This is a genomic window from Micromonospora sp. WMMC264 (assembly GCF_027497275.1).
GTDB lineage: Bacteria > Actinomycetota > Actinomycetes > Mycobacteriales > Micromonosporaceae > Micromonospora > Micromonospora chalcea.
Genome location: NZ_CP114907.1, coordinates 3471377 through 3492617 on the forward strand (window position 1 = coordinate 3471377; position 21241 = coordinate 3492617).

Consider the following 21241-nt stretch of genomic DNA (forward strand, 5'->3'; position numbering starts at 1 on the left):
TGGCGCCACGCACAATGTCGGTCATGTCGTCGCCGGTCGAGTTCCTGGAGTTGCTGGCGCGCGAGGCCGCCGCGGTCGAGTTCGAGGGTCCGCTGGTGGCCGCGCGCGCCGCCGGGCTGCCCGCCGACCGGCTGGCCGAGCTGGAGCAGGCGAAGGTGGTGGCGCTGCGGGTACGGGCGCTGCTGGCCCGGCGGCGGCGCCGGGAGACCGAGCTGTCCGGCCTCTACGACACCGCGAGCGACCTGGCCGGGCTGCGCGACCTGGACGACGTGCTGCACGCGATCGTGCACCGGGCGCGGATCCTGCTCGGCACCGACGTGGCGTACATGACGCTCAACGACGAGGAGCGCGGCGACACGTACATGCGGGTGACCGACGGCTCGATCTCGGCCCGGTTCCAGCGGCTGCGGCTGGAGCTGGGCGACGGCCTGGGCGGCCTGGTGGCGCAGACCGGGACGCCGTACGTCACCTCGAACTACCAGGAGGACGAGCGGTTCCGGCACACCGGCGAGATCGACGGCGGGGTGGGCGAGGAGGGCCTGGTGGCCATCCTGGGCGTGCCGCTGCGGCTGGGCTCCAGCGTGATCGGCGTGCTGTACGCGGCGAACCGCTCGGCCCGGCCGTTCGCCCGCGAGGAGGTGTCGCTGCTGGTGTCGCTGGCGGCGCACGCGGCGGTGGCGATCGACACCGCGCGGCTGCTGGCCGAGACGCGGGCGGCGCTGGCCGAGCTGTCGGCGGCGAACAGCACGATCCGGGCGCACAGCAGCTCGGTGGAGCGTGCCGCCGCCGCGCACGACCGGATGACCGCGCTGGTGGTGCGCGGCGGCGGGATGGAGGACGTGGCCGCGGCGGTCACCGAGGTTCTCGGCGGCGCGCTGTTGGCGCTTGATGCCGAGGGCCGGCGGCTGGCCCGGGTCGGCGAGATCGAGGAGCCGGACCGGGCGGACATCGTGGAGGCGGTCGCCGCGTCGCGTACCGAGGGGCGCAGCGTGCGCCGGGGTCCGCTCTGGTACGCCGCGGTGGTGGCCGGCGCGGAGAACCTGGGCGCGCTGGTGCTGCGCCCGGACGACGAGCTGGTCGACGCCGACCAGCGCATCCTGGAGCGGGCCGCGCTGGTGACCGCGTTGCTGCTGCTGTTCCGCCGCACGGTGGCCGAGGCGGAGGGGCGCGTGCGCGGCGAGCTGCTGGACGACCTGATCGCCCGGCCGCTGCGCGACGCGGACGCGCTGCGGGCGCGGGCCCGCCGCATCGGGGTGGACCTGGACGCGCCGCACGTGCTGGTGGCGGTCGGCGACGACGCGTTCGCCGAGACCGGCTCGGCCCGGCAGCGGGTGCTGTCCTGGGCCACCACGTACGCCTCGACCCGGGGCGGCCTGGCGGCGGCGCGCGACGGGCGGGTGGTGCTGATGCTGCCGGGCCGGGACGCGGGCGGCGCGGCCCGGGCGGTGGCCCGGGACCTGTCGCGGGTGACCGGGCGGCCGGTGACGGCGGGGGCGAGCGGCCCCTCGACCGGGCCGGCGTCGCTCGCAGTCACGTTCGCCGAGGCGGAGCGCTGCCTGTCCGCGCTGGGCGCGCTGGGGCGGGCCGGGCAGGGGGCGAGCACCGCCGAGCTGGGCTTCGTCGGGCTGCTGCTGGGCGCGGTGGGCGACGCCGGGGACCGGGACGTGGCCGGATTCCTCACCGCGACAGTGGGTCCGGTGGTGGACTACGACGCCCGGCGGGGCACGGCGCTGGTGAAGACGCTGGAGGCGTACTTCGGGGTGGGCGGCAGCCTGGCCCGGGCCGCCGAGCAGCTGCACGTGCACGTGAACACGGTCACCCAGCGGCTGGAACGGGTCGGGCAGCTGCTCGGCGCGGACTGGCAGCGCCCGGATCGGGCGCTGGAGGTGCAGCTCGCGCTGCGCCTGCACCGGCTGCGCACGCCCACTCGCTGAGCGGCCGGGCACTGCGACCCGGTCTCAGCGGACGCGCAGGCCGTCCAGGACGGTGTCCACGATCCGCTCGGGCACCACCCGCTCGTCCCCGGCGTGCCAGTGCAGCATCCGCTGGGTGAGCATCGGCGCGGTGAGCAGCGCCATGGTCACCTCGATGTCGATGTCGGCGCGGAGTTCGCCGCGCTCGATCGCGCGGCGCAGCACCTCGCGCAACGCCTCGCGGCGCGGCTCGACGATCGCCTCGTACGCCTGCCGGTGGGCCGAGCTGCGGTTCACCTCGGGCACCAGGCACGGCATGATCTTGCGGGCCCGGGGGTCGGCGTGCTGGCCGACGGCGCCGACGAGCAGCACCAGGTCGTCGCGGACGGAACGGCCGGCGCAGTGCGGCGCGGGCCCCTTGAGCGTGCGCAGCGCGTCCAGCAGCAGCGCGTCCTTACCCGGCCAGCGGCGGTAGATGGTGGCCTTGCCGACTCCGGCGCGGGCCGCGATCGCCTCGATGCTCAGCGACTCGACGCTGTTGCCCTCGGCCAGCAGGTCGAGTGTGGCGTCCACGATCGCCTCGTCCGCGCGGGTGCTCCGCGGTCGTCCGGGCGACCGCGGAGCATCCGCCGTGGAAGTCATGTCAGACATTGTCCACGAACCTACGCGGCCCCGGCCAGCTCCCGGTCCGTGGCGGGGGTCGCACCACCGGCGGCGGCGACCGGCCGGCCGGGCATCCAGCGCAGCACGATGACGAGGCCGAGCGCGGCCACCACCGCCGAGACGCCGGCGGCCCAGTGCATGGCCGAGACGAAGGAGTCGTTCGCCGCGTCGATGAGTCGCGGCGCGGCCGGGCCGAGCCGGTCGGCGACCGCGTACGCCCCGGAGACCGACTCGCGGGCCGCGTCGCGTACCGGCGCGGGCAGGGCGGCCACCGCCGGGGCGACCTGGTCGCGGTAGACGGCGGAGAGCACCGAGCCGAGCACCGCCACGCCGAGCGCGCCGGCGACCTGCCGCACGGTGTTGCTGACCGCCGAACCGACACCGGCCTTCTCCCGGGGCAGCGACGACATGATCGACTCGGTGGCCGGGGGCATGATGTTGGCCATGCCGGCGCCCTGGAGGAAGCCGAGCGCCGAGAAGATCCAGATCGGGGTGTCCGCGTCGATGAAGACGAACGCGCCCAGCGCGGTGGCGGTGAGCAGCAGTCCGACCGCCGCCACCGACCGGCCGCCGTAGCGGCGGACCATCGCCGCGCTGCGCGGGGCGAAGATCAGCTGGGCCACCGCGAACGGCAGGAACAGCAGGCCGCTCTCCAGCGGGCTGTAGCCGCGGACCAGCTGCAGGTAGAACGCGCCGAAGAACATCACGCCCATGGCGGCGAAGAAGACCAGCCCGACCAGCGCCACCGGGGCGGCGAAGCGGGGCACCCGGAACAGCCGTACGTCCAGCGACGGGTGGTCGCTGCGCAGCTCGTGGGCGATGAACCAGCCGAGCACCGCGAGACCGCCCAGCACCGCTACCCACACCTGCGGCCGGTCGAAGCCGTGCTCGCCGCCGTCGATGATGCCGTACGTGAGCGCGACCAGGCCGACCACCGACAGCAGCACTCCGGGCACGTCGACCCGGCCGGGCTTCGGGTCGCGGGACTCCGGCACCAGGGCCGCGACCAGCACCACGCCGAGCGCCACCACCGGCACGTTGATCAGGAAGACCGAGCCCCACCAGAAGCGCTCCAGCAGCGCGCCGCCGAGCACCGGGCCGATCGCCACGCCGAGGCCGACCGCGCCGGCCCAGACGCCGATCGCCTTGGCCCGCTCACGCGGGTCGAAGACGTTGGAGATGATCGAGAGCGTCACCGGCATGATGGCCGCGCCGCCGACGCCCATGAGCGCGCGGGCCGCGATGAGCTGGGCCGGGTCCTGCGCGTACGCGGACAGCAGCGAGGCCAGCCCGAACAGCGCCAGGCCCAGGACCAGGAAGCGGCGGCGGCCGAGCCGGTCACCGAGCACGCCGAAGGTGAACAGCAGCCCGGCGAAGACGAGCGTGTAGGAGTTGATCGCCCATTCCAGCTCGCCCTGGGTGGCGCCGAGGCCGTGCACCGGGTCGGCGAGGGTGCGCAGCGCGACGTTGAGGATGGTGTTGTCGAGGACGACCACGAGGAGGCTGATCACCAGCACCCCGAGGATCGCCCACCTCCTCGGGTGTCCGGTGTTCCCGTGTGGTTCCACTGCAGGTTCTCCCCCCGGCTCCCCCGCGTCGAAATACGATACGGGTCAGACTCGTAACGGTGACGAGCGTAGGCGCGAGGATTTCGATACGGAACCGGTTCGTATCGAATGTGTGCCAGGTCACTTCTCGGCGTCAGGTGGCGCTATGCAGGCAGGCCAGCGCGGCCTCGCCGAGCGTGGTGAGGCGCTGCGGCACGGCCGAGGTGGGCGGGAACGGCTCGATCCAACCCGGGCCGGCGGCGAGCACCCGTACCCCCGGCAGGTCCCGCCGCAGGCGGACCAGGCGGTACGCGCGGCCGGTCACCGGGGTCTGCGACCAGACCACCACCACCCGCGGACGGACCCGCGCCGCCGCGCTGGCCAGCGCCGACCAGGGCAGGGCCGGGCCGAGGTGCAGCGCGCCGCGCCCGCGCTCGCGCAGCGCCGCGGCGAGCGCGTGCAGCCCGAGGCAGTGCGTCTCGTGCTCGGCGCCGGCCAGCAGCACACCCTGGGCGGGCAGCGGCCGGGTCGGCTCGCGGCCGAACACGTCCAGCCCGACCCGCAGCCCCTCGGAGAGGGCGTGCTCCATCGCGATCTCGGCGGCGCTGTCGCCGCGCAGCGAGCCGAGCAGCGGCAGGCAGACCTGTTCCCAGGCGGGCACCACGCCGGCCTCGGCGGCCAGGTCGAGCAGCAGCCCGGCGACCTGGTTGTCGTCCAGGTCCTCGGCGGCGGCGGTCAGCCGTTTGCGGGCCGTCTCGGCGGCCCCGGCCGGCATGTTCTCGGTCAGCAACGGACGTACCCCCGGGTAGCTCTCCTACCCAGGGGTTCGCTCGCACCGGCCGATCCGGATGCGCCGACGGCGGATCCGGATCGGCCGGTCAGTCCGGGAAGGTCACCACCCAGCGGGCGCCCTCGCCACGGGCCAGCCGCTCCAGCGCATCGGGCGCCTCCGCCAGCGGCACCGTGCCGCTCACCAGCGGGCCGAGGTCGAGATCACCGGCGGCGAGCGCGGCGGCCAGCTCCGGCACCTCCCGGTCCGGGTCGGTCGAGCCGTACACCGAGGAGCGCAGCGTGCGGGCGGAGTGGAAGATGTCCAGCGCGGAGAGGCTGAGCATGTCGTCCTTGCCGCCCATGCCGACCACTGTGACCGCTCCCCCGCGCCGCGTCGCCCGCCAGGCGGCGCGGATGGTGGCGGACCGGCCGACGCACTCGAAGGCGTGGTCCACGCCGCGCCCGTCGGTGCGCGCCCGGATCTGCTTGCCCAGCGTGTCGTCGGAGCGCAGGAAGTCGGTGGCCCCGGCCGCGAGCGCCAGGTCCCGCTTCGCCTCCACCACGTCCACGGCGAGGATCGGCGACGCGCCGGCCCGCCGCGCGGCGGTCAGCACGGCCAGGCCCACCCCGCCGAGCCCGATCACCGCTACCGACTCGCCGGGCGCGACCCGCGCGGTGTTGCGGACCGCGCCGACGCCGGTGAGCACCGCGCAGCCCAGCACGGCGGCCTGCTCCGGCGGCAGCCCGGCCGGCACCGGTACGGCGGCGCGCTGCGGCACCACCACCTCCTCGGCGAGCGCGCCGAGCCCGAGCGTGACCGCGAGGGGCTCACCGGCGGCCGTCTCACCCCGGGGTGTCGACGGGTTGAGGTTGGCCGCGCAGAGCCACGGCTCACCGTGCCGGCAGTGCCAGCAGTCCCGGCAGGCCGGCGCCCAGTTGAGCACCACTGGCGTGCCGACCGCGATCGTCGTGTCCGGCCCGGCCTCGGCCACCACGCCGGTCGCCTCATGGCCCAGCACCAGCGGGTACGCGGGCGCCAGCGTGCCGTCCACCATGGCCAGGTCGGAGTGGCAGATGCCGGCGGCGCGGATGCGTACCCGCAGCTCGCCCGGGCCGGGGGCGGGCAGGCGTACCTCCTCGACCGCCGGGGTCTCGCCCCGGCCGCGTACCACCAGCGCCCTCACCGCTGGATCGCCTTCAGCTCGGTGAACTCCTCCACGCCGTACGCGCCCAGTTCCCGGCCCAGGCCGGACTGCTTGTAGCCGCCGAACGGGGCGAGCGGGTTGAACGCGCCGCCGTTGACGTCCACCTGACCGGTACGCATCCGCCGGGCCACCGCCAGCGCCGCGTCGGGGTCGGCGGACCAGACCGCGCCGGCCAGCCCGTACCGGGAGTTGTTGGCGATGGCGACCGCCTCGTCGGTGTCGGCGAACGGGATCACCGCGAGCACCGGGCCGAACACCTCCTCCTGGGCGAGCGCGCTGTCCGGGTGCACGTCGGCGAAGACGGTGGGCGCGACGAAGTGCCCCTGCGGCGGCAGCGGCGCGTCCGGGCCGCCGGCGACGAGCCGGGCGCCGTCGGCGAGCGCCCGGTCCACGTGGTCGCGTACCCGCCGGGCCTGCGCGGCGGAGGCGAGCGGGCCCAGCCGGGTGGCCGGGTCGAAGGGGTCGCCGAGCCGGTAGCCGGCCACCGCCGCCGCGACCAGGTCCAGGGCCTCGTCGTAGCGGTCGCGGTGTACGAGCATCCGGGTCCAGGCGGTGCAGGTCTGCCCGGAGTTGAGCAGCGCGTTGCCGACGCCGACCTTGACCGCGGTGGGCAGATCGGCGTCGGCCAGGACGATGTTCGCGGACTTGCCGCCGAGTTCCAGCGACACCCGGGCGATCCGCTCGGCGGCCAGGTGGGCGATGCGCCGGCCGGTGGCGGTGGAGCCGGTGAACGAGACCAGGTCGACGTCGGGGTGCGCGGCCAGCGCCTCGCCGACCACCGGGCCGGTGCCGGGCACCAGGTTCACCACGCCGGGCGGCAGGCCGGCGTCGGTGATCGCGTCGAACAGCAGGTACGCGGTGAGCGGCGTCAACTCGCTGGGCTTGAGCACCACGGTGCACCCGGCGGCGAGCGCGGGCGCGACCTTCGCGACCACCTGGTGCAGCGGGTAGTTCCACGGGGTGATCGCACCGACCACGCCGACCGGCTCGCGGACGACGAGCGAGTTGCCGACCGTGTGCTCGGCGGCCGGGCGGGCGGCCAGGTCGACCATGCTCCGCAGCACTTTGAGCGGCAGCCCGGCCTGGACGCGGGTGGCGAGCTTGAGCGGGGTGCCCAGCTCGGTGGCCACGGTGCGGGCGATCTCGTCGGCGCGCGCGGCGAGCGCGGTGTGCAGCCGGTCCAGGTGCGCGGCCCGCTGCCCGGGGGCGGTTGCGGCCCAGCCGGGGAACGCGGCGCGGGCGGCGGCGACCGCGCGGTCCACGTCGGCCGGCGTACCGGCCGGCACCTCGCCGATGATGCTCGCGGTGGCCGGGTTCTCCACCGGGACGGTGTCGTCCGACGACGGGTCGGCCCAGTCACCGGAGATGTGCAGGTGGCGGCGCGTCAGCAGGGCGGGCGGGGCGGCGGCGAGATCCATGGCGTCCTTCGGGGGCGGCGGTGGAAACTAGCGGTGGGAGTTTGGACGCTACTCCGGACCGCCGACCCGTTCCAGCGGGGCGACGGTGGCCGCGTACTCGGCGGCGAGGCCGTGCAGCAGCGCGTCCAGGCCGAGCGCGAACGCCCCCTCGTCCACGCTGCGCTGGTGGCCGGCGAGGCGGTGCGCCTGGTTGAGGTGCGGGTGCGCGGCGTAGAGCGAGGGGTCCTCGACGAAGCCGCGGGCGAACGAGCCGAGCGCGGACCCGGCCACGAAGTAGCGCATCGCGGCGCCGATGTGGGTGGCCCGCGCGGGCGGCCAGCCGGCCCGGACCAGCGCGCCGTAGACCGCGTCGGCCATGGCGAGCGCGGCCGGACGCCGGCCCGGCCCCTGCGCCAGGTACGGCACGATGTTCGGGTGCGCGGCCAGCGCGGCCCGGTACGAGCGCGCCCAGCGGCCGAGCGCGTCGAGCCACTCGTACTCGTCGAAGACGCCGATGTCCACGGTCGCCGCGACGCCGTCGGCCACCGCGTCGAGGATCTCCTCCTTGGTGGCGAAGTGGTTGTAGAGCGAGGGGCCGCGTACGCCCAGCGCGGCGGCGAGCCGCCGGGTGGAGAGCGCGTCCAGCCCGTCGGCGTCGATCAGCGCCAGCGCGGTCTCGACGATCCGGTCGCGGGTGAGCAGGGCCTGTCGGGGTCGGGGCACCTGATCATCATCCTCCTTTCGACATCGGGTCTGGACGCGGGAAAACTTCCAGCGCTAGTTTATAGCCAGTCGACCTGAGGGGGAACCGTGGACTTCGCACTGTCCGACGAGGAACGCGCGATCCGGGACACCGTTCGCACGTTCGTCACCCGCGAGGTGATGCCGCTGGAGGCGGAGGTGCTGCGCCGCGAGCGCGCCCACCAGCCCGGCCTCGACCGCTCCGAGCTGCGCGAACTGCAGCTCAAGGCGAAGAAGTTCGGCTTCTGGGGGCTGGCCACCCCGGAGGAGTACGGCGGCATGGCGCTGCCGGCGGTCATGCAGTCGCTGATCTGGACCGAGCTGGGCCGCACCTTCGTGCCGTTCCGCTTCGGCGGCGAAGCCGACAACATCCTGTTCCACGCCACCGAGGAGCAGAAGCGCGAGTTCCTCATCCCCACCATCGAGGGGGAACGGATCTCCTGCTTCGCCATCACCGAGCCCGGCGCGGGCTCCGACGCGGCGAACATCAAGCTGCGCGCCCGCCGCGACGGCGACGACTGGATCCTCGACGGCGAGAAGACGTTCATCACCAACGGCAACGACGCCGACTTCGCCATCGTGGTCGCCGTGACCGACCCGGAGAAGGGCGCCCGCCGCGGCGGCGCCACCGCCTTCCTGGTGGACCGCGCGATGGGCTGGCGCTCGGAGTTCATCCAGACCATGGGCGAGGGCGGCCCGGCCTCGCTGATCTTCGACGGCGTACGGGTGCCGCACCGCAACATCCTCGGCGAGATCGGGCAGGGCTTCACGCTCGGCATGGAGTGGATCGGCAAGGGCCGCTACACCATCCCGTCGCACGCCGTCGGCATCGCCGAACGAGTCCTCCAGATGGCGATCGACCACGCCAACACGCGGGAGACGTTCGGCGCGCCGATCGCCACCAACCAGGCCATCCAGTGGATGATCGCCGACTCGGAGACCGAACTGGAGGCGGCCCGCTGGCTGATCCTGCGCTCGGCCTGGACGGTCGACCAGGGCCTCGACCCCCGGCACGCCTCCTCGATGGGCAAGCTCTACGGCGCCGGCATGGTCAACCGGGTGGTGGACCGCGCGCTGCAGATCCACGGCGGCATGGGCTACACCCGCGAGCTGCCGATCGAACGCTGGTACCGGCAGGTCCGGCTCTACCGGATCTTCGAGGGCACCGACGAGATGCAGCGGCTGATCATCTCCCGGGACCTGCTGCGCGGCTACACGAAGATCGGCGGGCACCTGGCCTGAGCTGTCACCCGACCGCAGCGGTCAGCCGGTCAGCGCCTCGACCGCCCGGTCCACGTCCTCCTCGGTCGTGTACAGGTGGAACGAGGCGCGGACCCGGCCCGCCCGGACCGCCGCGCGCACCCCGGCGCGGGCCAGCCGTTCCTGCGCGTCCGGCACGTCCACGGAGACGATCGCGCTGTCGCCGGGCGGGCGGCCCAGCCCGGTCAGGAACCGGTTGGCCAGCCCCACGTCGTACGCGCGCACCGCCTCCGGATCGAGGTCGGCGAGCAACTCCAGCGCGGGCGCGGCCCCGACGTAGCACAGCCAGGACGGGGAGATGTCGAAGCGCCGGGCGTCGTCGGCCAGGCGCAGCGGCAGTCCGTAGTAGGAGGCGTGCGGGTCCTTGCCCGCGAACCACCCGGCCGCGTCCGGGCGAATCCGCTCGCGCAGCTCCGGCGCCAGGTAGGCGAAGGCCGCGCCGCGCGGTGCCATCAACCACTTGTACGCCCCGACCACCACCGCGTCCGCCCGGTCCGCGGCGAACGGCAGCCACCCGCACGCCTGCGTGGCGTCGACCACCACGACGGCGCCGTGCGCCCGGGCCGCCGCGACGATCTCGTCGTACGGGGCCACGACGCCGTCGGCGGACTGCACCACGCTGAACGCCACCAGGTCGGTGCCGGCGTCGATCGCGTCGACCAGGCCGGCCAGCGGCACGGTGCGGACCCGCACCCCGCGCTCCTGCTGGACGAGCCAGGGGAACAGGATCGAGGTGAACTCGCTCTCGGGCACCACCACAGTCGCACCCTCCGGCAGGCTCGCCGCGATCGGCGCGACCAGCTGCGACACGGCGGAACCGATGCTCACGTCGGCGGCGTCCACGCCGGTCAGCCGGGCGAACGCGGCCCGGGACCGGTCCACCGACTCGTCCCACACCTCGAACGACACCCGTCCGCCCCGCCAGTCGGCGAGCACCCGCTGCACGGCGTCCCACACCGGCTCGGGCGGCAGCCCGTAGGTGGCGGTGTTCAACCAGCCCGGTTCCGGCTGCCACAACTTCCGTGCCTGCTCCAGCTCCATGCCCCCGACGCTAACCACCCCCACCCCACCCCCGACACCACCAATCCCACCCCCGTGGCCCCCGCACCCCCGCCCCCGCCCCCGCCCCCGCGATCTTGCACTTTCGGCCCCGGCGAATCGGGGCAAACAGGCCATCGGTGGGGCCGAAGCTGCAAGATCGCGGCAGAACGAGGGCGTTGGGGGCGGCGAGATGTACAAAATCGCGCGGCGGAACGAGGCCGAGGGGCGGAATGTGCAAGATCGCGGGGCCAGGCGGGAGCACCAACGCACCAACCCCCCGTCCTGTCGATCATGAAGTTGGCGGCGACAAATCGGACGTCAGGTGCCGTCAACTTCATGATCGACGCGGTGGGGTGGGGAGGGTCAGGGGGGTGGGGGGAGGTTGGGGAGTGCGGCAGTGAGCTCCTCGCGGACCCGGGGCAGGGGCCAGGTGGCCAGGTCTCGCAGGGAGTGGTGGCGGCGCAGGTGTCGTACCACGGTCAGGCCGACCAGGTAGCCGCACCGCTTGGGCAGGCCGTCGGCCAGCGGCGAGTCCCGCATCAGGAAGTACGGGGCGTGGTGCTCGACGTCGGTGGCGTCGAGGTCGGCGCGGACCCGGCGCAGGATCTCCGGCCACCGGCGGCGGCACTCGTCGAGCCACTGCCGGTGGCCGGGCCGGCCGAACCAGAGGTACTCCTCGTCCGGCCGCCCGGGGTCCAGCTCCGCCGTCACCTGGGTGGCGAGCCCTTCGGTGAACAGGGCGTTCGCCACCCCGTACTCGGGCCAGTCGCGGATCGCGGCGCCGCGGTCGTGCACCACGTGCGCGGCCTCGTGCCGTACCAGCAGGTCGAGATCCTCGGGCGGGCCGAGCTGTTCCACGGCGAGGAAGAGCGCGTACCTGCCGTTCAGCTCACCGGCCCAGCCGTTGGCCTGGTTGCGCCCGACCAGCACCACGCACTCGACCGGCCCGCCGTCGCCGGACCAGCCCAGCGCGCCGGCCACCGCCGCGACGCCGCCGGGCAGCAGCGCGCGTACCGTCTCGGCTCGTGCCGCCAGCTCGGTGGCGCGGCCGCGGAGCCCGTCCAGGGCGGCGGCCACGCCGGCTGCGTCGGACCAGCCGCCGTCGCGGCGCAGCGCCCGGACCACGTCCGGGTGCCCGGCCAGGTAGCGGGAGGTCCACGGCGGGCCGGACCGTTCGGCGCGGGCCAGGAAGTCGGGCACCAGGTCACGGACGAGCAGCAGGTCGGTGGGCGGCATCCGCACGATGCTGCCCGGCCGCGGCGCGGCGGGCAAGACCGCGACGGTACGGGGACAGCTCCGCATCTGAAGGAAGTCTTCAGCAAACTGCCCTTCGACGCAAGGTATCGACATAGACGAACGTCACGCTATAAGGTGCGGCGAACCGGCGACGGGAGCCAGTCGCCCCATGCAGTCGACGAGGAGTGACGTGACAGTTCGGAGACCCTCGCGCCGGGTGAGCCACCTGCTCGGCGGCGCCGTGATCCTCATGATCGGCCTGACCGGCCAGCCGGCCCACGCCGCGCCTGCGCACGGCGCTCAGCCGCTCGCCGCGCCACCGCTCGCCGCGGCCTTCGACCGGGCCGCCGCCGGCTCCGACGTGCCGCGCGACCTGCTCGCCGCGCTCGGGTACGCCGAGACCCGACTGGACGGTCACGGCGGGCAGCCCAGCGCCTCCGGCGGATACGGCGTGATGCACCTGACCAGCAACCCGAAGGTACGGACGCTGGACGAGGCCGCACGCCGGACCCGGCTGGACCGGGCCGACCTGCGTACCCGGGACGCGGCGAACGTGGCCGGCGCGGCGGCCGTGCTGCGCTCCTACGCCGACGAGGCCGGGCTGACCGCGGCGCAGCGCGACGACGTCAATCAGTGGTACGTCCCGATCGCCCGCTACGGCGGCTCGACGGACGCGGCCACCGCCCGGCTGTACGCGGACGCCGTGTACGACCTGCTCGCCCGGGGCTTCATCGCTACCACCGCCGGCGGCGAGGTCAGCGTGGACGGCCGTCCGGTCGCGCCGCAGCGGGGCCGGTACGCCGCCGTGGCGCCGCTGGGCACCGGCGACTTCGGCACCCTGAGCACCGACTACGGCCCGGCCGCATGGGTGCCCGCCAACTCGTCCAACTACACGGTCTCCAGCCGCGAGTCGGCGTACCCGATCAACTACATCGTCATCCACACCATGCAGGGCAGCTACGCCGGCTCGATCAGCTGGTTCCAGAACGCCGCCGCCGGCACCAGCGCGCACTACCTGCTCCGCTCCTCCGACGGCGCGGTGACCCAGATGGTGCGGGACAAGGACATCGCCTGGCACGCCGGCAACTGGACCTACAACACCCAGTCGATCGGCATCGAGCACGAGGGGTACGTCGACAACGCCTCCTGGTACACCGACGCGATGTACCGGTCGTCGGCGGCGCTGACCCGCTTCCTGTGCGACAAGTACGGCATCCCGAAGACCCGCACCAACATCATCGGGCACAACCAGGTGCCGGGCGCCACGCACACCGACCCGGGGTCGAACTGGAACTGGACCTACTACATGCAGCTCGTCACCGGCGGCACCACTCCCCCGCCGACCGCCTGGTCGACGATCGTGGACAACACCACCGCCGGCCGGTTCACCGCGAGCGCCAACTGGGGCACCTCGACGTACTCGGCGCAGCGCTACGGTGCCGACTACCGGTACGCCAACCCCGTCGCGGCCAGCGACACCGCCTGGTACAAGGTGAACATCCCGGCGACGGCCACCTACCGGGTGGAGGTCTGGTATCCGGCCGTCGCCGGCTACAACACCTCCACGCCGTACATCGTCGCGACGACGAGCGGCAACCAGACGGTAGCGGTGAACCAGGGCGCCAACGGCGGTGCGTGGCGGTCACTGGGCACCTTCACCCTGGCCGCCGGTGACGCCAACAAGGTCGGTGTCAGCAGGTGGTCCGGCAGCACCGGGTACGTGATCGCCGACGCCATCCGCGTCACCCGCGTCTAGCCGGCACGTCCCCGCTCGGCCCGGTCAGCTCACGTTGGCCGGGCCGAGCACGCTCTTCAGGTCACCCATCAGCGCAGTGGTCGGCGCGACCCGGAACGGGCCGAGGCGCAGCGTGGTGACCTTGCCGCCGTTGAGCAGCTTGACGTGCACCTCGGTGTCGCCGGGGTGCAGCACGAGCGTCTCCTTGAGCCGTTCCACCAGCGGCGGCGTGCAGCGGTGCACCGGGATGGTGAGCGTGACCGGCTTGTTCGCCGGGTTGCTGGTGACGTCCGGCATGGACATGTCCATCGCCATGATGCGCGGGGTGTCGTCGCGCCGGTCGACCCGGCCCTTGACCACCACGATCGCGTCCTCGGCGATGTACTGGCCGATCACCTCGTACGTGTTCGGGAAGAACAGCGTCTCCACGCCGCCGGCCAGGTCCTCCAGGGTGGCCGACGCCCACGCCCGGCCCTGCTTGGTGACCCGGCGCTGCACGCCGGAGAGGATGCCGGCCAGGGTGACCACCGCGCCGTCGGGCACCGTGCCCTCCTCCGACAGCGCGGCGATGGTGGTGTCCGCCGCCGCGCCGAGCACGTGTTCCAGGCCGAACAGCGGGTGGTCGGAGACGTACAGGCCGAGCATCTCGCGCTCGAACGCGAGCTTGTCGCGCTTGTCCCACTCCCCCTCGCCGATGACCGGCATGACAGTGGTGGTGCCGCCGGTCTCGGACTCGCCGAAGCCCGCGCCGAACAGGTCGTACTGGCCGACCGCCTCCTTGCGCTTGACGTCGGCGTACGCGTCGATGGCGTCGGCGTGCACTGCGAGCAGGCCCTTGCGCGGGTGGCCGAGCGCGTCGAACGCCCCGGCCTTGATCAGCGATTCGATTGTCTTCTTGTTGCAGACCACGGCGTCGACCTTGGACAGGAAGTCGTAGAAGTCGGCGTAGTCGCCCTTCTCCTCGCGGCACCGCATGATCGAGGCGACCACGTTCGCGCCGACGTTGCGTACCGCGCCGAGACCGAAGCGGATCTCCTCGCCGACCGGGGTGAACGGCCCGGCCGAGGTGTTGACGTCCGGCGGCAGCACCTGGATGCGCATCCGGCGGCACTCGGACAGGTACATCGCCATCTTGTCCTTGTCGTCACCGACGGAGGTGAGCAGGGCGGCCATGTACTCGGCCGGGTAGTGCGCCTTGAGGTACGCGGTCCAGTAGGAGACCAGGCCGTACGCGGCGGAGTGGGCCTTGTTGAAGGCGTAGCCGGCGAACGGGACCAGCACGTCCCACACGGCCTGGATGGCCTCGTCGGAGTAGCCGCGCTCGCGGCAGCCGTCCCGGAACGGGATGAACTCCTTGTCGAGGATCTCCTTCTTCTTCTTGCCCATCGCCCGGCGCAGCAGGTCGGCCTGGCCGAGCGTGTAGCCGGCGAGGATCTGCGCGGCGCGCTGCACCTGCTCCTGGTAGACGATCAGGCCGTAGGTGGGCGCGAGGATCTCGCGCAGCGGCTCCTCCAGCTCCGGGTGGATCGGGGTGATCTCCTGGAGGCCGTTCTTGCGCAGCGCGTAGTTGGTGTGCGAGTCCACGCCCATCGGGCCGGGCCGGTAGAGCGCGAGGACGGCGGAGATGTCCTCGAAGTTGTCCGGTTTCATCAGCCGCAGCAGCGAGCGCATCGGCCCGCCGTCGAGCTGGAACACGCCGAGCGTGTCGCCGCGGGCCAGCAGCTCGTACGCCGGTTTGTCGTCCAGCGGCAGGCCGAGCAGGTCCAGCTCCCGGCCGTGGTTGAGCTGGATGTTCTTCACCGCGTCGTCGATGATCGTCAGGTTGCGCAGGCCGAGGAAGTCCATCTTCAGCAGCCCGAGCGACTCGCAGGTCGGGTAGTCGAACTGCGTGATGATGACGCCGTCGGAGTCGCGCCGCATGAGCGGGATGTGCTCGATGATCGGCTCGGCGGACATGATGACACCGGCGGCGTGCACACCTGTCTGCCGGATCAGGCCCTCGATGCCCTTGGCGGTCTCGATGACCTTCTTGACGTCCGGGTCGGACTCGTAGAGGCCACGGATCTCGCCCGCCTCGGCGTAGCGGGGGTGCTTCGGGTCGAAGATGCCGGACAGCGGGATGTCCTTGCCCATCACCGCCGGGGGCATGGCCTTGGTGATCCGGTCGCCGACCGCGTACGGGTAGCCGAGCACCCGGGCCGAGTCCTTGATCGCGGCCTTCGCCTTGATCGTGCCGAACGTGGCGATCTGCGCGACCTTGTCCTCGCCCCACTTGTCGGTCACGTACTTGATGACCTCACCGCGCCGGCGCTCGTCGAAGTCGATGTCGACATCGGGCATGGAGACGCGCTCGGGGTTGAGGAACCGCTCGAAGATCAGGCCGTGCGGGATCGGGTCGAGGTCGGTGATGCCGAGCGCGTACGCCACGAGCGAGCCGGCCGCCGAGCCACGCCCGGGGCCGACCGCGATGCCCTGGCTCTTGGCCCACTGGATGAAGTCGGCGACCACGAGGAAGTACGACGGGAAGCCCATCTGGATGATGACGCCCAGCTCGTACTCGGCCTGGACGACGTGGCCCTCGGGGATGCCGTTGGGGAAGCGGCGCTTCAGCCCGGCGAAGGTCTCCTTGCGGAACCAGGACTCCTCGGTCTCGCCCTCGGGGATCGGGAAGCGCGGCATCAGGTTGTGGAACGTGAACATGCCGGCCGGGTCGACCTTCTCGGCCACCAGCAGCGTATTGCGGCAGCCCTGCTGCCACAGCTCGGAGGAGTCGACGGCGCGCATCTGGTCGGCGGACTTGACGAAGTAGCCGCCGCCCTCGAACCGGAACCGGTTGGGGTCGGCCACGTTGCTGCCGGTCTGTACGCAGAGCAGCACGTCGTGCGCCTCGGCCTGCGCCTCGTGCGTGTAGTGCGAGTCGTTCGTGACCACCGGCGGGATGTCGAGCTTGCGGGCGATCTCGGTGAGCCCGTCGCGGACGCGGCGCTCGATGTCGAGGCCGTGGTCCATGATCTCCAGGAAGTAGTTGTCCTTGCCGAAGATGTCCTGATAGGCGGCGGCGACCTTGAGCGCCTCGTCGAACTGGCCGAGCCGCAGCCGGGTCTGCACCGCGCCGGACGGGCAGCCGGTGGTGGCCATGATGCCCTGGGCGTGCTCGGCGATCAGCTCCATGTCCATCCGGGGCCACTTCACGTAGTGGCCCTCCATGGAGGCGCGGGAGTTGAGCTTGAACAGGTTGTGCAGGCCGTCGCGGTTGGCCGCCCACATGGTCATGTGGGTGATCGCGCCGTTGCCGGAGACGTCGTCGCTCTTCTGCTCGGGGCGCCCCCACTTGACCCGCGCCTTGTGGAAGCGCGACTCCGGCGCGACGTACGCCTCGACGCCGAGGATGGGCTTGACCCCGGCGTCCATGGCCTGCTTGTAGAAGTCGTTCGCGCCGTGCATGTTGCCGTGGTCGGTGATCGCCACCGCCGGCATGCCGAGCCGCGCCGCCTCGGCGAAGAGGTCCTTGAGCCGGGCCGCCCCGTCGAGCATCGAGTACTCGGTGTGTACGTGCAGATGCGCGAACGAATCGCCCATGCGTGGCGCCCCCCGGGTTGTGGATCAAGCTGCGTCGGAGTCGACCGACCCACCCTACCGAGGTGATCTCGCGGGCTCCACCGTCCGCGCCGGGCGTGGCCCGGGTCTCTCCGGCCGGCCGGTGTGCGGCACGCGATGTTCTTCTCTATTGCAATGGTGTGTGGCACACACTATCGTGTTGAGCATGGTCAGCGAAGAGGTCCTCCGGACCCACCTCCAGGAGCTACGGCGCGGCACTGTCGTGGTGGCCAGCCTGGTCGCCCTGCGCCGCCCCGACTACGGATACGCCCTGCTGCAACGGCTGGCCGCGCACGGCTTCGCGGTCGACGCCAACACGCTCTACCCGCTGCTGCGCCGGCTGGAGGACCAGGGCCTGCTGACCAGCGAGTGGAACACCGAGGAGAGCCGGCCGCGCAAGTTCTACCGGACCAGCGACGACGGCGAGTCCGTCCTGAACCGCCTGCTCGACGACATGACCGCGGTGCGGACGTCCGTCACCGACCTGATCGAAGGAGCGGAACGATGAGTTCCCTGACCGACCGTTACGTCGCCGCCACCATGCGGGCCGTGCCCGCGCAGCGCCGCCTGGAACTCGCCGAGGAACTGCGCGGCTCCATCGCCGACATGATCGACGACCGGACCGCGGGCGGGCAGGACCACGCCTCCGCCGAACGCGAGGTGCTCACCGAGCTGGGCCACCCGGAGAAGCTCGCGGCCCGCTACAGCGACCGCACGCTGCAACTCATCGGCCCGCGCTACTACCTGACCTGGTGGCGGCTGCTGCGACTGCTGCTCACCTGGATCCCGGCGATCGTCGGCGTGCTCTCCGGCGTCACGAAGGCGCTCGTCGACGGCGAGCCGGGCGCGGCGATCGGCGCGGCGATCGTGGCCGCCATGCAGACCGCGGTGCAGATCGCGTTCTGGGTCACGCTGGTGTTCGCCGTGCTGGAACGCACCCGCACCCCGCTCGGCCTGCCCGAGTGGACCGTCGACCAGCTCCCCGAGGAGACCCGGGAACGGCAGATCAACCACTCCGACAGCATCGCCTCGGTGGTGTTCCTGCTCGCCACCATCGGCCTCCTGATCGGCCAGCACTTCCAGCGCTGGACCACCGACGACGGCACCCGGCTGCCGGCGCTCGACCCGGCGCTCTGGAGCTTCTGGCTGCCGGCCCTGATCGTGGTGCTGCTGGCCACCGTCGGCCTGGAGATCGCCAAGTACCGGTCCGGCCGGTGGACCTGGCCCCTGGTGGCGGTCAACGCGGTGCTCAACGTCGCCTTCGCCGCCCCGGTGCTCTGGCTGCTCGCCACCGACCGGCTGCTCAACCCGGAGCTGGTCGAGCGGTTCGCCTGGCTGCGCGACGGCGGCACCGTCGAGTTCGCCCGGGTGGCGGGCGCGGTGGTCGTGCTGGTCGCGATCTGGGACGTGATCGACAGCGCGGTCAAGGCCGCCCGCGCCACCTGAGCCACGCCCGGCCCGGCACGCCCCGTCGAGGGCGTGCCGGGCCCTTCCGGGTACGCGGGCAGTCAGGCCGCCGCCCGCCACTCCCGGGCCAGCAGCGCGTAGACCACCTCGTCGGTCCACTCCCCCTTGACGAACTCGTTCTCCCGCAGGTGCGCCTCCCGGCGCATGCCGAGCCGCTCCAGCAACCGGGCCGAGGCGGTGTTGCGGGCGTCCAGCCGGCCGACGATCCGGTGCAGGCCCAGCCCGTCGAAGCCGATCCGCAGCAGTTCCCGGGCCGCCTCGGTGACGTAGCCGCGGCCGGTGTGCGCGGGATGCGCCACGTACCCGATCTCGCCCTGCCGGTGCTCTCCGCTGGTCCAGCTCAGCAGCACGTCGCCGACGAACTCGCCGGTGTCCGCGACCGTCACGGCGAGGTTGAGCACGTCGCCGGGGGCGCGCAGCGCGGTCCGCCGGACCAGCCGCTCGATCGCGGCCCGGGCGGCGCCGTCGTCGTACGGCTCGTGGTAGAGGTAGCGGGTGACCTCCGGGCGGCCCCGGTAGTCCCGGAGCACGGTCACGTCCGCGGCGGTGAAGGCGCGCAGCAGCAGACGCTCGGTACGCAACGGCAGATCAGGCACGAACACCCCGGCAGGCTACGTCGGCACTGTCGTCCGGCCCACCCGATTACGCCCCGGCCACCGCGACGGCCCGGTCGGTGGCATGGTCGTACGGTGAGCACCGCACCCACCACCGCCTGGCGCCGGCCGGCTCCCACGGCGGCGCAGTTCCGCGCCGACCTCTGGGTCGGGCTCGCGGTCACCGTGCTGGCCCTGTTCGAGCTGACCCTGGCGTACAGCACCGGGGCGTTCCTGCTCGGGCCGCCGCCGAGCGTCGCCGAGCAGGTCTGGTGGACCGTCGCGGTGACCGCCCCGCTGGCCGTACGGCGGCGCTGGCCCGCCACCGTCGCGGTGATCGTGGCCGTCGCCTTCGTCGCCGGGCAGGCCCGGGCGGTCCCGCTGGCCCAGATCCCGTCGGGCGCGCTGTTCGCCGCCCTGTTCACGCTCGGCGCGTGGGGCACCGACCGGCGGCTGGCCGGGCGGCTGCGGGCCGGCATCATCGTCGCGATGTTCGCCTGGCTCTGGCTGTCCCTCGCGTTGCGGGCCGACCAGATCTCCGCTGCCTCCTTCGCCGACGCCGCCGGCCCGGTGCCGCCGGTGCTCGCCGCAGTGGTGAACGGTGTGCTCTACAACGTGCTGTTCTTCGGCTTCGCCTACTACTCCGGGCAGACCGCCTGGGTGGCCGCGCGCCGCCGGCACGAGCTACGCGAACAGGCCGAGCAGCTGCGCCGCTCCCAGGCGGAGGCGCGCGAGCGCGCGGTGATGGGCGAGCGGGTCCGCATCGCCCGCGAACTGCACGACGTGGTCGCCCACCACGTGTCGGTGATGGGCGTGCAGGCCGCCGCGTGCCGGCGCGTGTTCGACCGGGACCGGGACAAGGCGCGTACCGCGCTGGCCGCCATCGAGCAGACGGCCCGCACCTCCGTCGACGAGCTGCGCCGGATGCTCGGCGTGCTGCGCGACCCGGACGCCGCGGCCGGCGCGGTCACCGCGCCGGAGGACACCGCCGGCATCGACCAGGTCCGCGCGCTCGTCGACCGGGCCCGGGAGACCGGGCTACGGGCCGACCTCGGGGTGTACGGGGAGCCGGTGCCGCTGCCGCGCTCGGTGTCGCAGGCGGCCTACCGGATCGTCCAGGAGGCGGTGACGAACGTGGTCAAGCACGCCCACGCCACCACGCTGGACGTGCGCATCCGCTATCTGGCGAGGGAGTTGGAGATCGACGTGAGCGACGACGGACAGGGCGGCGCGCCGGCGGCCGGGACCGGACTCGGCCTGATCGGCATGCGGGAGCGGGTCGCCGCCCACGGCGGTGAGGTGGAGGCCGGGCCGCGCCCCGGCGGCGGGTTCCGCGTCCGGGCCCGCATGCCGCTGCCGGTCGAGGCCGCCGGGCGGGCGGCGTGAACGCGCCGGTACGGGTGCTGCTCGTCGACGACCAGCACCTGGTCCGGACCGGTTTCCGGGTCATCCTGGAGGTCGAGGACGACATCGAGGTGGTCGGCGAGGCCGCCGACGGGCAGCGCGCCGTGTCGATGGCGTCCGCGCTGCGGCCGGACGTGGTGCTGATGGACGTGGAGATGCCGGTGCTCGACGGGCTGGAGGCCACGCGCCGGATCACCGCCGACTCGACGCCGGGCGGCGCGGCGGTGCTGATCCTCACCACGTTCGACCGGGACGACTATCTGTTCGCGGCGCTGCGCGCCGGGGCGAGCGGCTTCCTGCTGAAGAACGGCACCCCGGAGGACCTGGTCGAGGCGGTGCGGGTGGTGGCGCGCGGCGAAGGGCTGATCGCGCCGGCGCTGACCCGGCGGGTGATCTCCACGTTCGCCCGGCCCGGCGGGGCGCCGCCGGACCCCCGGCACGACGCGGCGACGGCGGACCTGACCCCGCGCGAGCGGGAGGTGCTGGAGCTGGTCGCGAGCGGCGCCAGCAACGCCGAGATCGCGGACGTGCTGCGCGTCGGCGAGGCGACGGTGAAGACCCACGTCAGCCGCGTACTGGCCAAGCTGGGGCTGCGCGACCGGGTGCAGGCGGTGGTGTTCGCGTACGAGCACGGGGTGGTCCGGCCCGGCGGATGACGCCGGTCCGCCGCA

General features: G+C 73.2%; 17 protein-coding genes. 7 read left to right on the forward strand and 10 right to left on the reverse strand.

What is annotated here, in order from left to right; genetic code table 11:
* Positions 1–14: 14 nt before the first annotated feature.
* Entirely contained in the window at positions 15–1934 is a 1920-nt protein-coding gene (locus O7542_RS14770) for a helix-turn-helix domain-containing protein (RefSeq protein WP_209964175.1), read from the forward strand.
* Between the two features lie 24 nt (positions 1935–1958).
* Here the strand turns inward: O7542_RS14770 and O7542_RS14775 are convergent, their stop codons facing one another.
* The 6 genes from O7542_RS14775 to O7542_RS14800 all read right to left on the reverse strand — a co-directional run bounded on the left by O7542_RS14775 (position 1959) and on the right by O7542_RS14800 (position 8219).
* A complete protein-coding gene (locus tag O7542_RS14775) occupies positions 1959–2564 on the reverse strand; it encodes a TetR/AcrR family transcriptional regulator (protein WP_030502541.1) in 606 nt (201 codons plus the stop codon).
* 11 nt (positions 2565–2575) lie between these two features.
* The gene (locus O7542_RS14780) at positions 2576–4144 is read right to left on the reverse strand and encodes an MFS transporter (protein ID WP_064448531.1); all 1569 of its coding nucleotides are present in this window, start codon (positions 4142–4144) and stop codon (positions 2576–2578) included.
* A 133-nt stretch (positions 4145–4277) separates the two neighbouring features.
* Positions 4278–4913, reverse strand: a complete 636-nt coding sequence (locus tag O7542_RS14785; protein ID WP_281604749.1) for a transcriptional regulator — start codon at positions 4911–4913, stop codon at positions 4278–4280.
* 88 nt (positions 4914–5001) lie between these two features.
* Positions 5002–6078: a zinc-binding dehydrogenase gene (locus O7542_RS14790; RefSeq protein WP_281604750.1), complete on the reverse strand. Its 1077-nt coding sequence runs from the start codon at positions 6076–6078 to the stop codon at positions 5002–5004.
* On the reverse strand, positions 6075–7517 hold the full coding sequence (locus O7542_RS14795; RefSeq protein WP_281604751.1) for an aldehyde dehydrogenase family protein: 1443 nt from the start codon (positions 7515–7517) through the stop codon (positions 6075–6077). Before O7542_RS14795 ends, O7542_RS14790 begins: the two co-directional genes overlap by 4 nt.
* Before the next feature lie 48 nt (positions 7518–7565).
* Positions 7566–8219, reverse strand: a complete 654-nt coding sequence (locus tag O7542_RS14800; protein ID WP_043324983.1) for a TetR/AcrR family transcriptional regulator C-terminal domain-containing protein — start codon at positions 8217–8219, stop codon at positions 7566–7568.
* 87 nt (positions 8220–8306) lie between these two features.
* On the opposite strand from O7542_RS14800, the gene O7542_RS14805 reads away from it, so the two are divergent.
* Positions 8307–9479, forward strand: coding sequence for an acyl-CoA dehydrogenase family protein (locus O7542_RS14805; protein ID WP_043324984.1), 1173 nt, complete (start codon positions 8307–8309; stop codon positions 9477–9479).
* Between the two features lie 21 nt (positions 9480–9500).
* Here O7542_RS14805 and O7542_RS14810 read toward each other — a convergent pair whose 3' ends face one another.
* Entirely contained in the window at positions 9501–10538 is a 1038-nt protein-coding gene (locus O7542_RS14810) for an aminotransferase class V-fold PLP-dependent enzyme (protein WP_113973156.1), read from the reverse strand.
* 363 nt (positions 10539–10901) lie between these two features.
* On the reverse strand, positions 10902–11810 hold the full coding sequence (locus O7542_RS14815) for a hypothetical protein (RefSeq protein ID WP_233514691.1): 909 nt from the start codon (positions 11808–11810) through the stop codon (positions 10902–10904).
* A gap of 154 nt (positions 11811–11964) precedes the next feature.
* Here O7542_RS14815 and O7542_RS14820 point away from each other — a divergent pair, with 154 nt between their 5' ends.
* On the forward strand, positions 11965–13530 hold the full coding sequence (locus tag O7542_RS14820) for an N-acetylmuramoyl-L-alanine amidase (RefSeq protein ID WP_281604752.1): 1566 nt from the start codon (positions 11965–11967) through the stop codon (positions 13528–13530).
* A 24-nt stretch (positions 13531–13554) separates the two neighbouring features.
* On the opposite strand, the gene dnaE is transcribed toward O7542_RS14820, so the two are convergent.
* A complete protein-coding gene (dnaE, locus tag O7542_RS14825; protein WP_064448535.1) occupies positions 13555–17088 on the reverse strand; it encodes a DNA polymerase III subunit alpha in 3534 nt (1177 codons plus the stop codon).
* Positions 17089–17272: 184 nt separating this feature from the next.
* Here dnaE and O7542_RS14830 point away from each other — a divergent pair, with 184 nt between their 5' ends.
* Both O7542_RS14830 and O7542_RS14835 read left to right on the forward strand, forming a co-directional pair.
* The gene (locus O7542_RS14830; RefSeq protein ID WP_043324991.1) at positions 17273–17614 is read left to right on the forward strand and encodes a PadR family transcriptional regulator; all 342 of its coding nucleotides are present in this window, start codon (positions 17273–17275) and stop codon (positions 17612–17614) included.
* Positions 17611–18552 carry a permease prefix domain 1-containing protein gene (locus O7542_RS14835; RefSeq protein WP_113973160.1) on the forward strand — a complete coding sequence of 314 codons (942 nt, stop codon included), beginning with the start codon at positions 17611–17613 and terminating at the stop codon, positions 18550–18552. The genes O7542_RS14830 and O7542_RS14835 overlap by 4 nt, the downstream gene beginning before the upstream one ends.
* A gap of 62 nt (positions 18553–18614) precedes the next feature.
* Here the strand turns inward: O7542_RS14835 and O7542_RS14840 are convergent, their stop codons facing one another.
* Complete coding sequence (locus tag O7542_RS14840; RefSeq protein ID WP_043324993.1) at positions 18615–19175, reverse strand: GNAT family protein; 561 nt, start codon at positions 19173–19175, stop codon at positions 18615–18617.
* An 87-nt stretch (positions 19176–19262) separates the two neighbouring features.
* On the opposite strand from O7542_RS14840, the gene O7542_RS14845 reads away from it, so the two are divergent.
* Together O7542_RS14845 and O7542_RS14850 are read left to right on the forward strand one after the other, a co-directional pair.
* Positions 19263–20552 carry a sensor histidine kinase gene (locus O7542_RS14845; protein ID WP_043324994.1) on the forward strand — a complete coding sequence of 430 codons (1290 nt, stop codon included), beginning with the start codon at positions 19263–19265 and terminating at the stop codon, positions 20550–20552.
* On the forward strand, positions 20549–21226 hold the full coding sequence (locus O7542_RS14850) for a response regulator transcription factor (RefSeq protein WP_281604753.1): 678 nt from the start codon (positions 20549–20551) through the stop codon (positions 21224–21226). The genes O7542_RS14845 and O7542_RS14850 overlap by 4 nt, the downstream gene beginning before the upstream one ends.
* The last annotated feature ends 15 nt before the right edge of the window (positions 21227–21241 follow it).

Excerpts from the sequence above, each read along its gene's own strand:
- O7542_RS14770 (WP_209964175.1), top strand. The coding sequence starts at position 15 with ATGTCGGTCATGTCGTCGCCGGTCGAGTTCCTGGAGTTGCTGGCGCGC.
- O7542_RS14775 (WP_030502541.1), bottom strand. The coding sequence starts at position 2,564 with ATGTCTGACATGACTTCCACGGCGGATGCTCCGCGGTCGCCCGGACGA.
- O7542_RS14795 (WP_281604751.1), bottom strand. The coding sequence starts at position 7,517 with ATGGATCTCGCCGCCGCCCCGCCCGCCCTGCTGACGCGCCGCCACCTG.
- O7542_RS14810 (WP_113973156.1), bottom strand. The coding sequence starts at position 10,538 with ATGGAGCTGGAGCAGGCACGGAAGTTGTGGCAGCCGGAACCGGGCTGG.
- dnaE (WP_064448535.1), bottom strand. The coding sequence starts at position 17,088 with ATGGGCGATTCGTTCGCGCATCTGCACGTACACACCGAGTACTCGATG.
- O7542_RS14830 (WP_043324991.1), top strand. The coding sequence starts at position 17,273 with ATGGTCAGCGAAGAGGTCCTCCGGACCCACCTCCAGGAGCTACGGCGC.
- O7542_RS14835 (WP_113973160.1), top strand. The coding sequence starts at position 17,611 with ATGAGTTCCCTGACCGACCGTTACGTCGCCGCCACCATGCGGGCCGTG.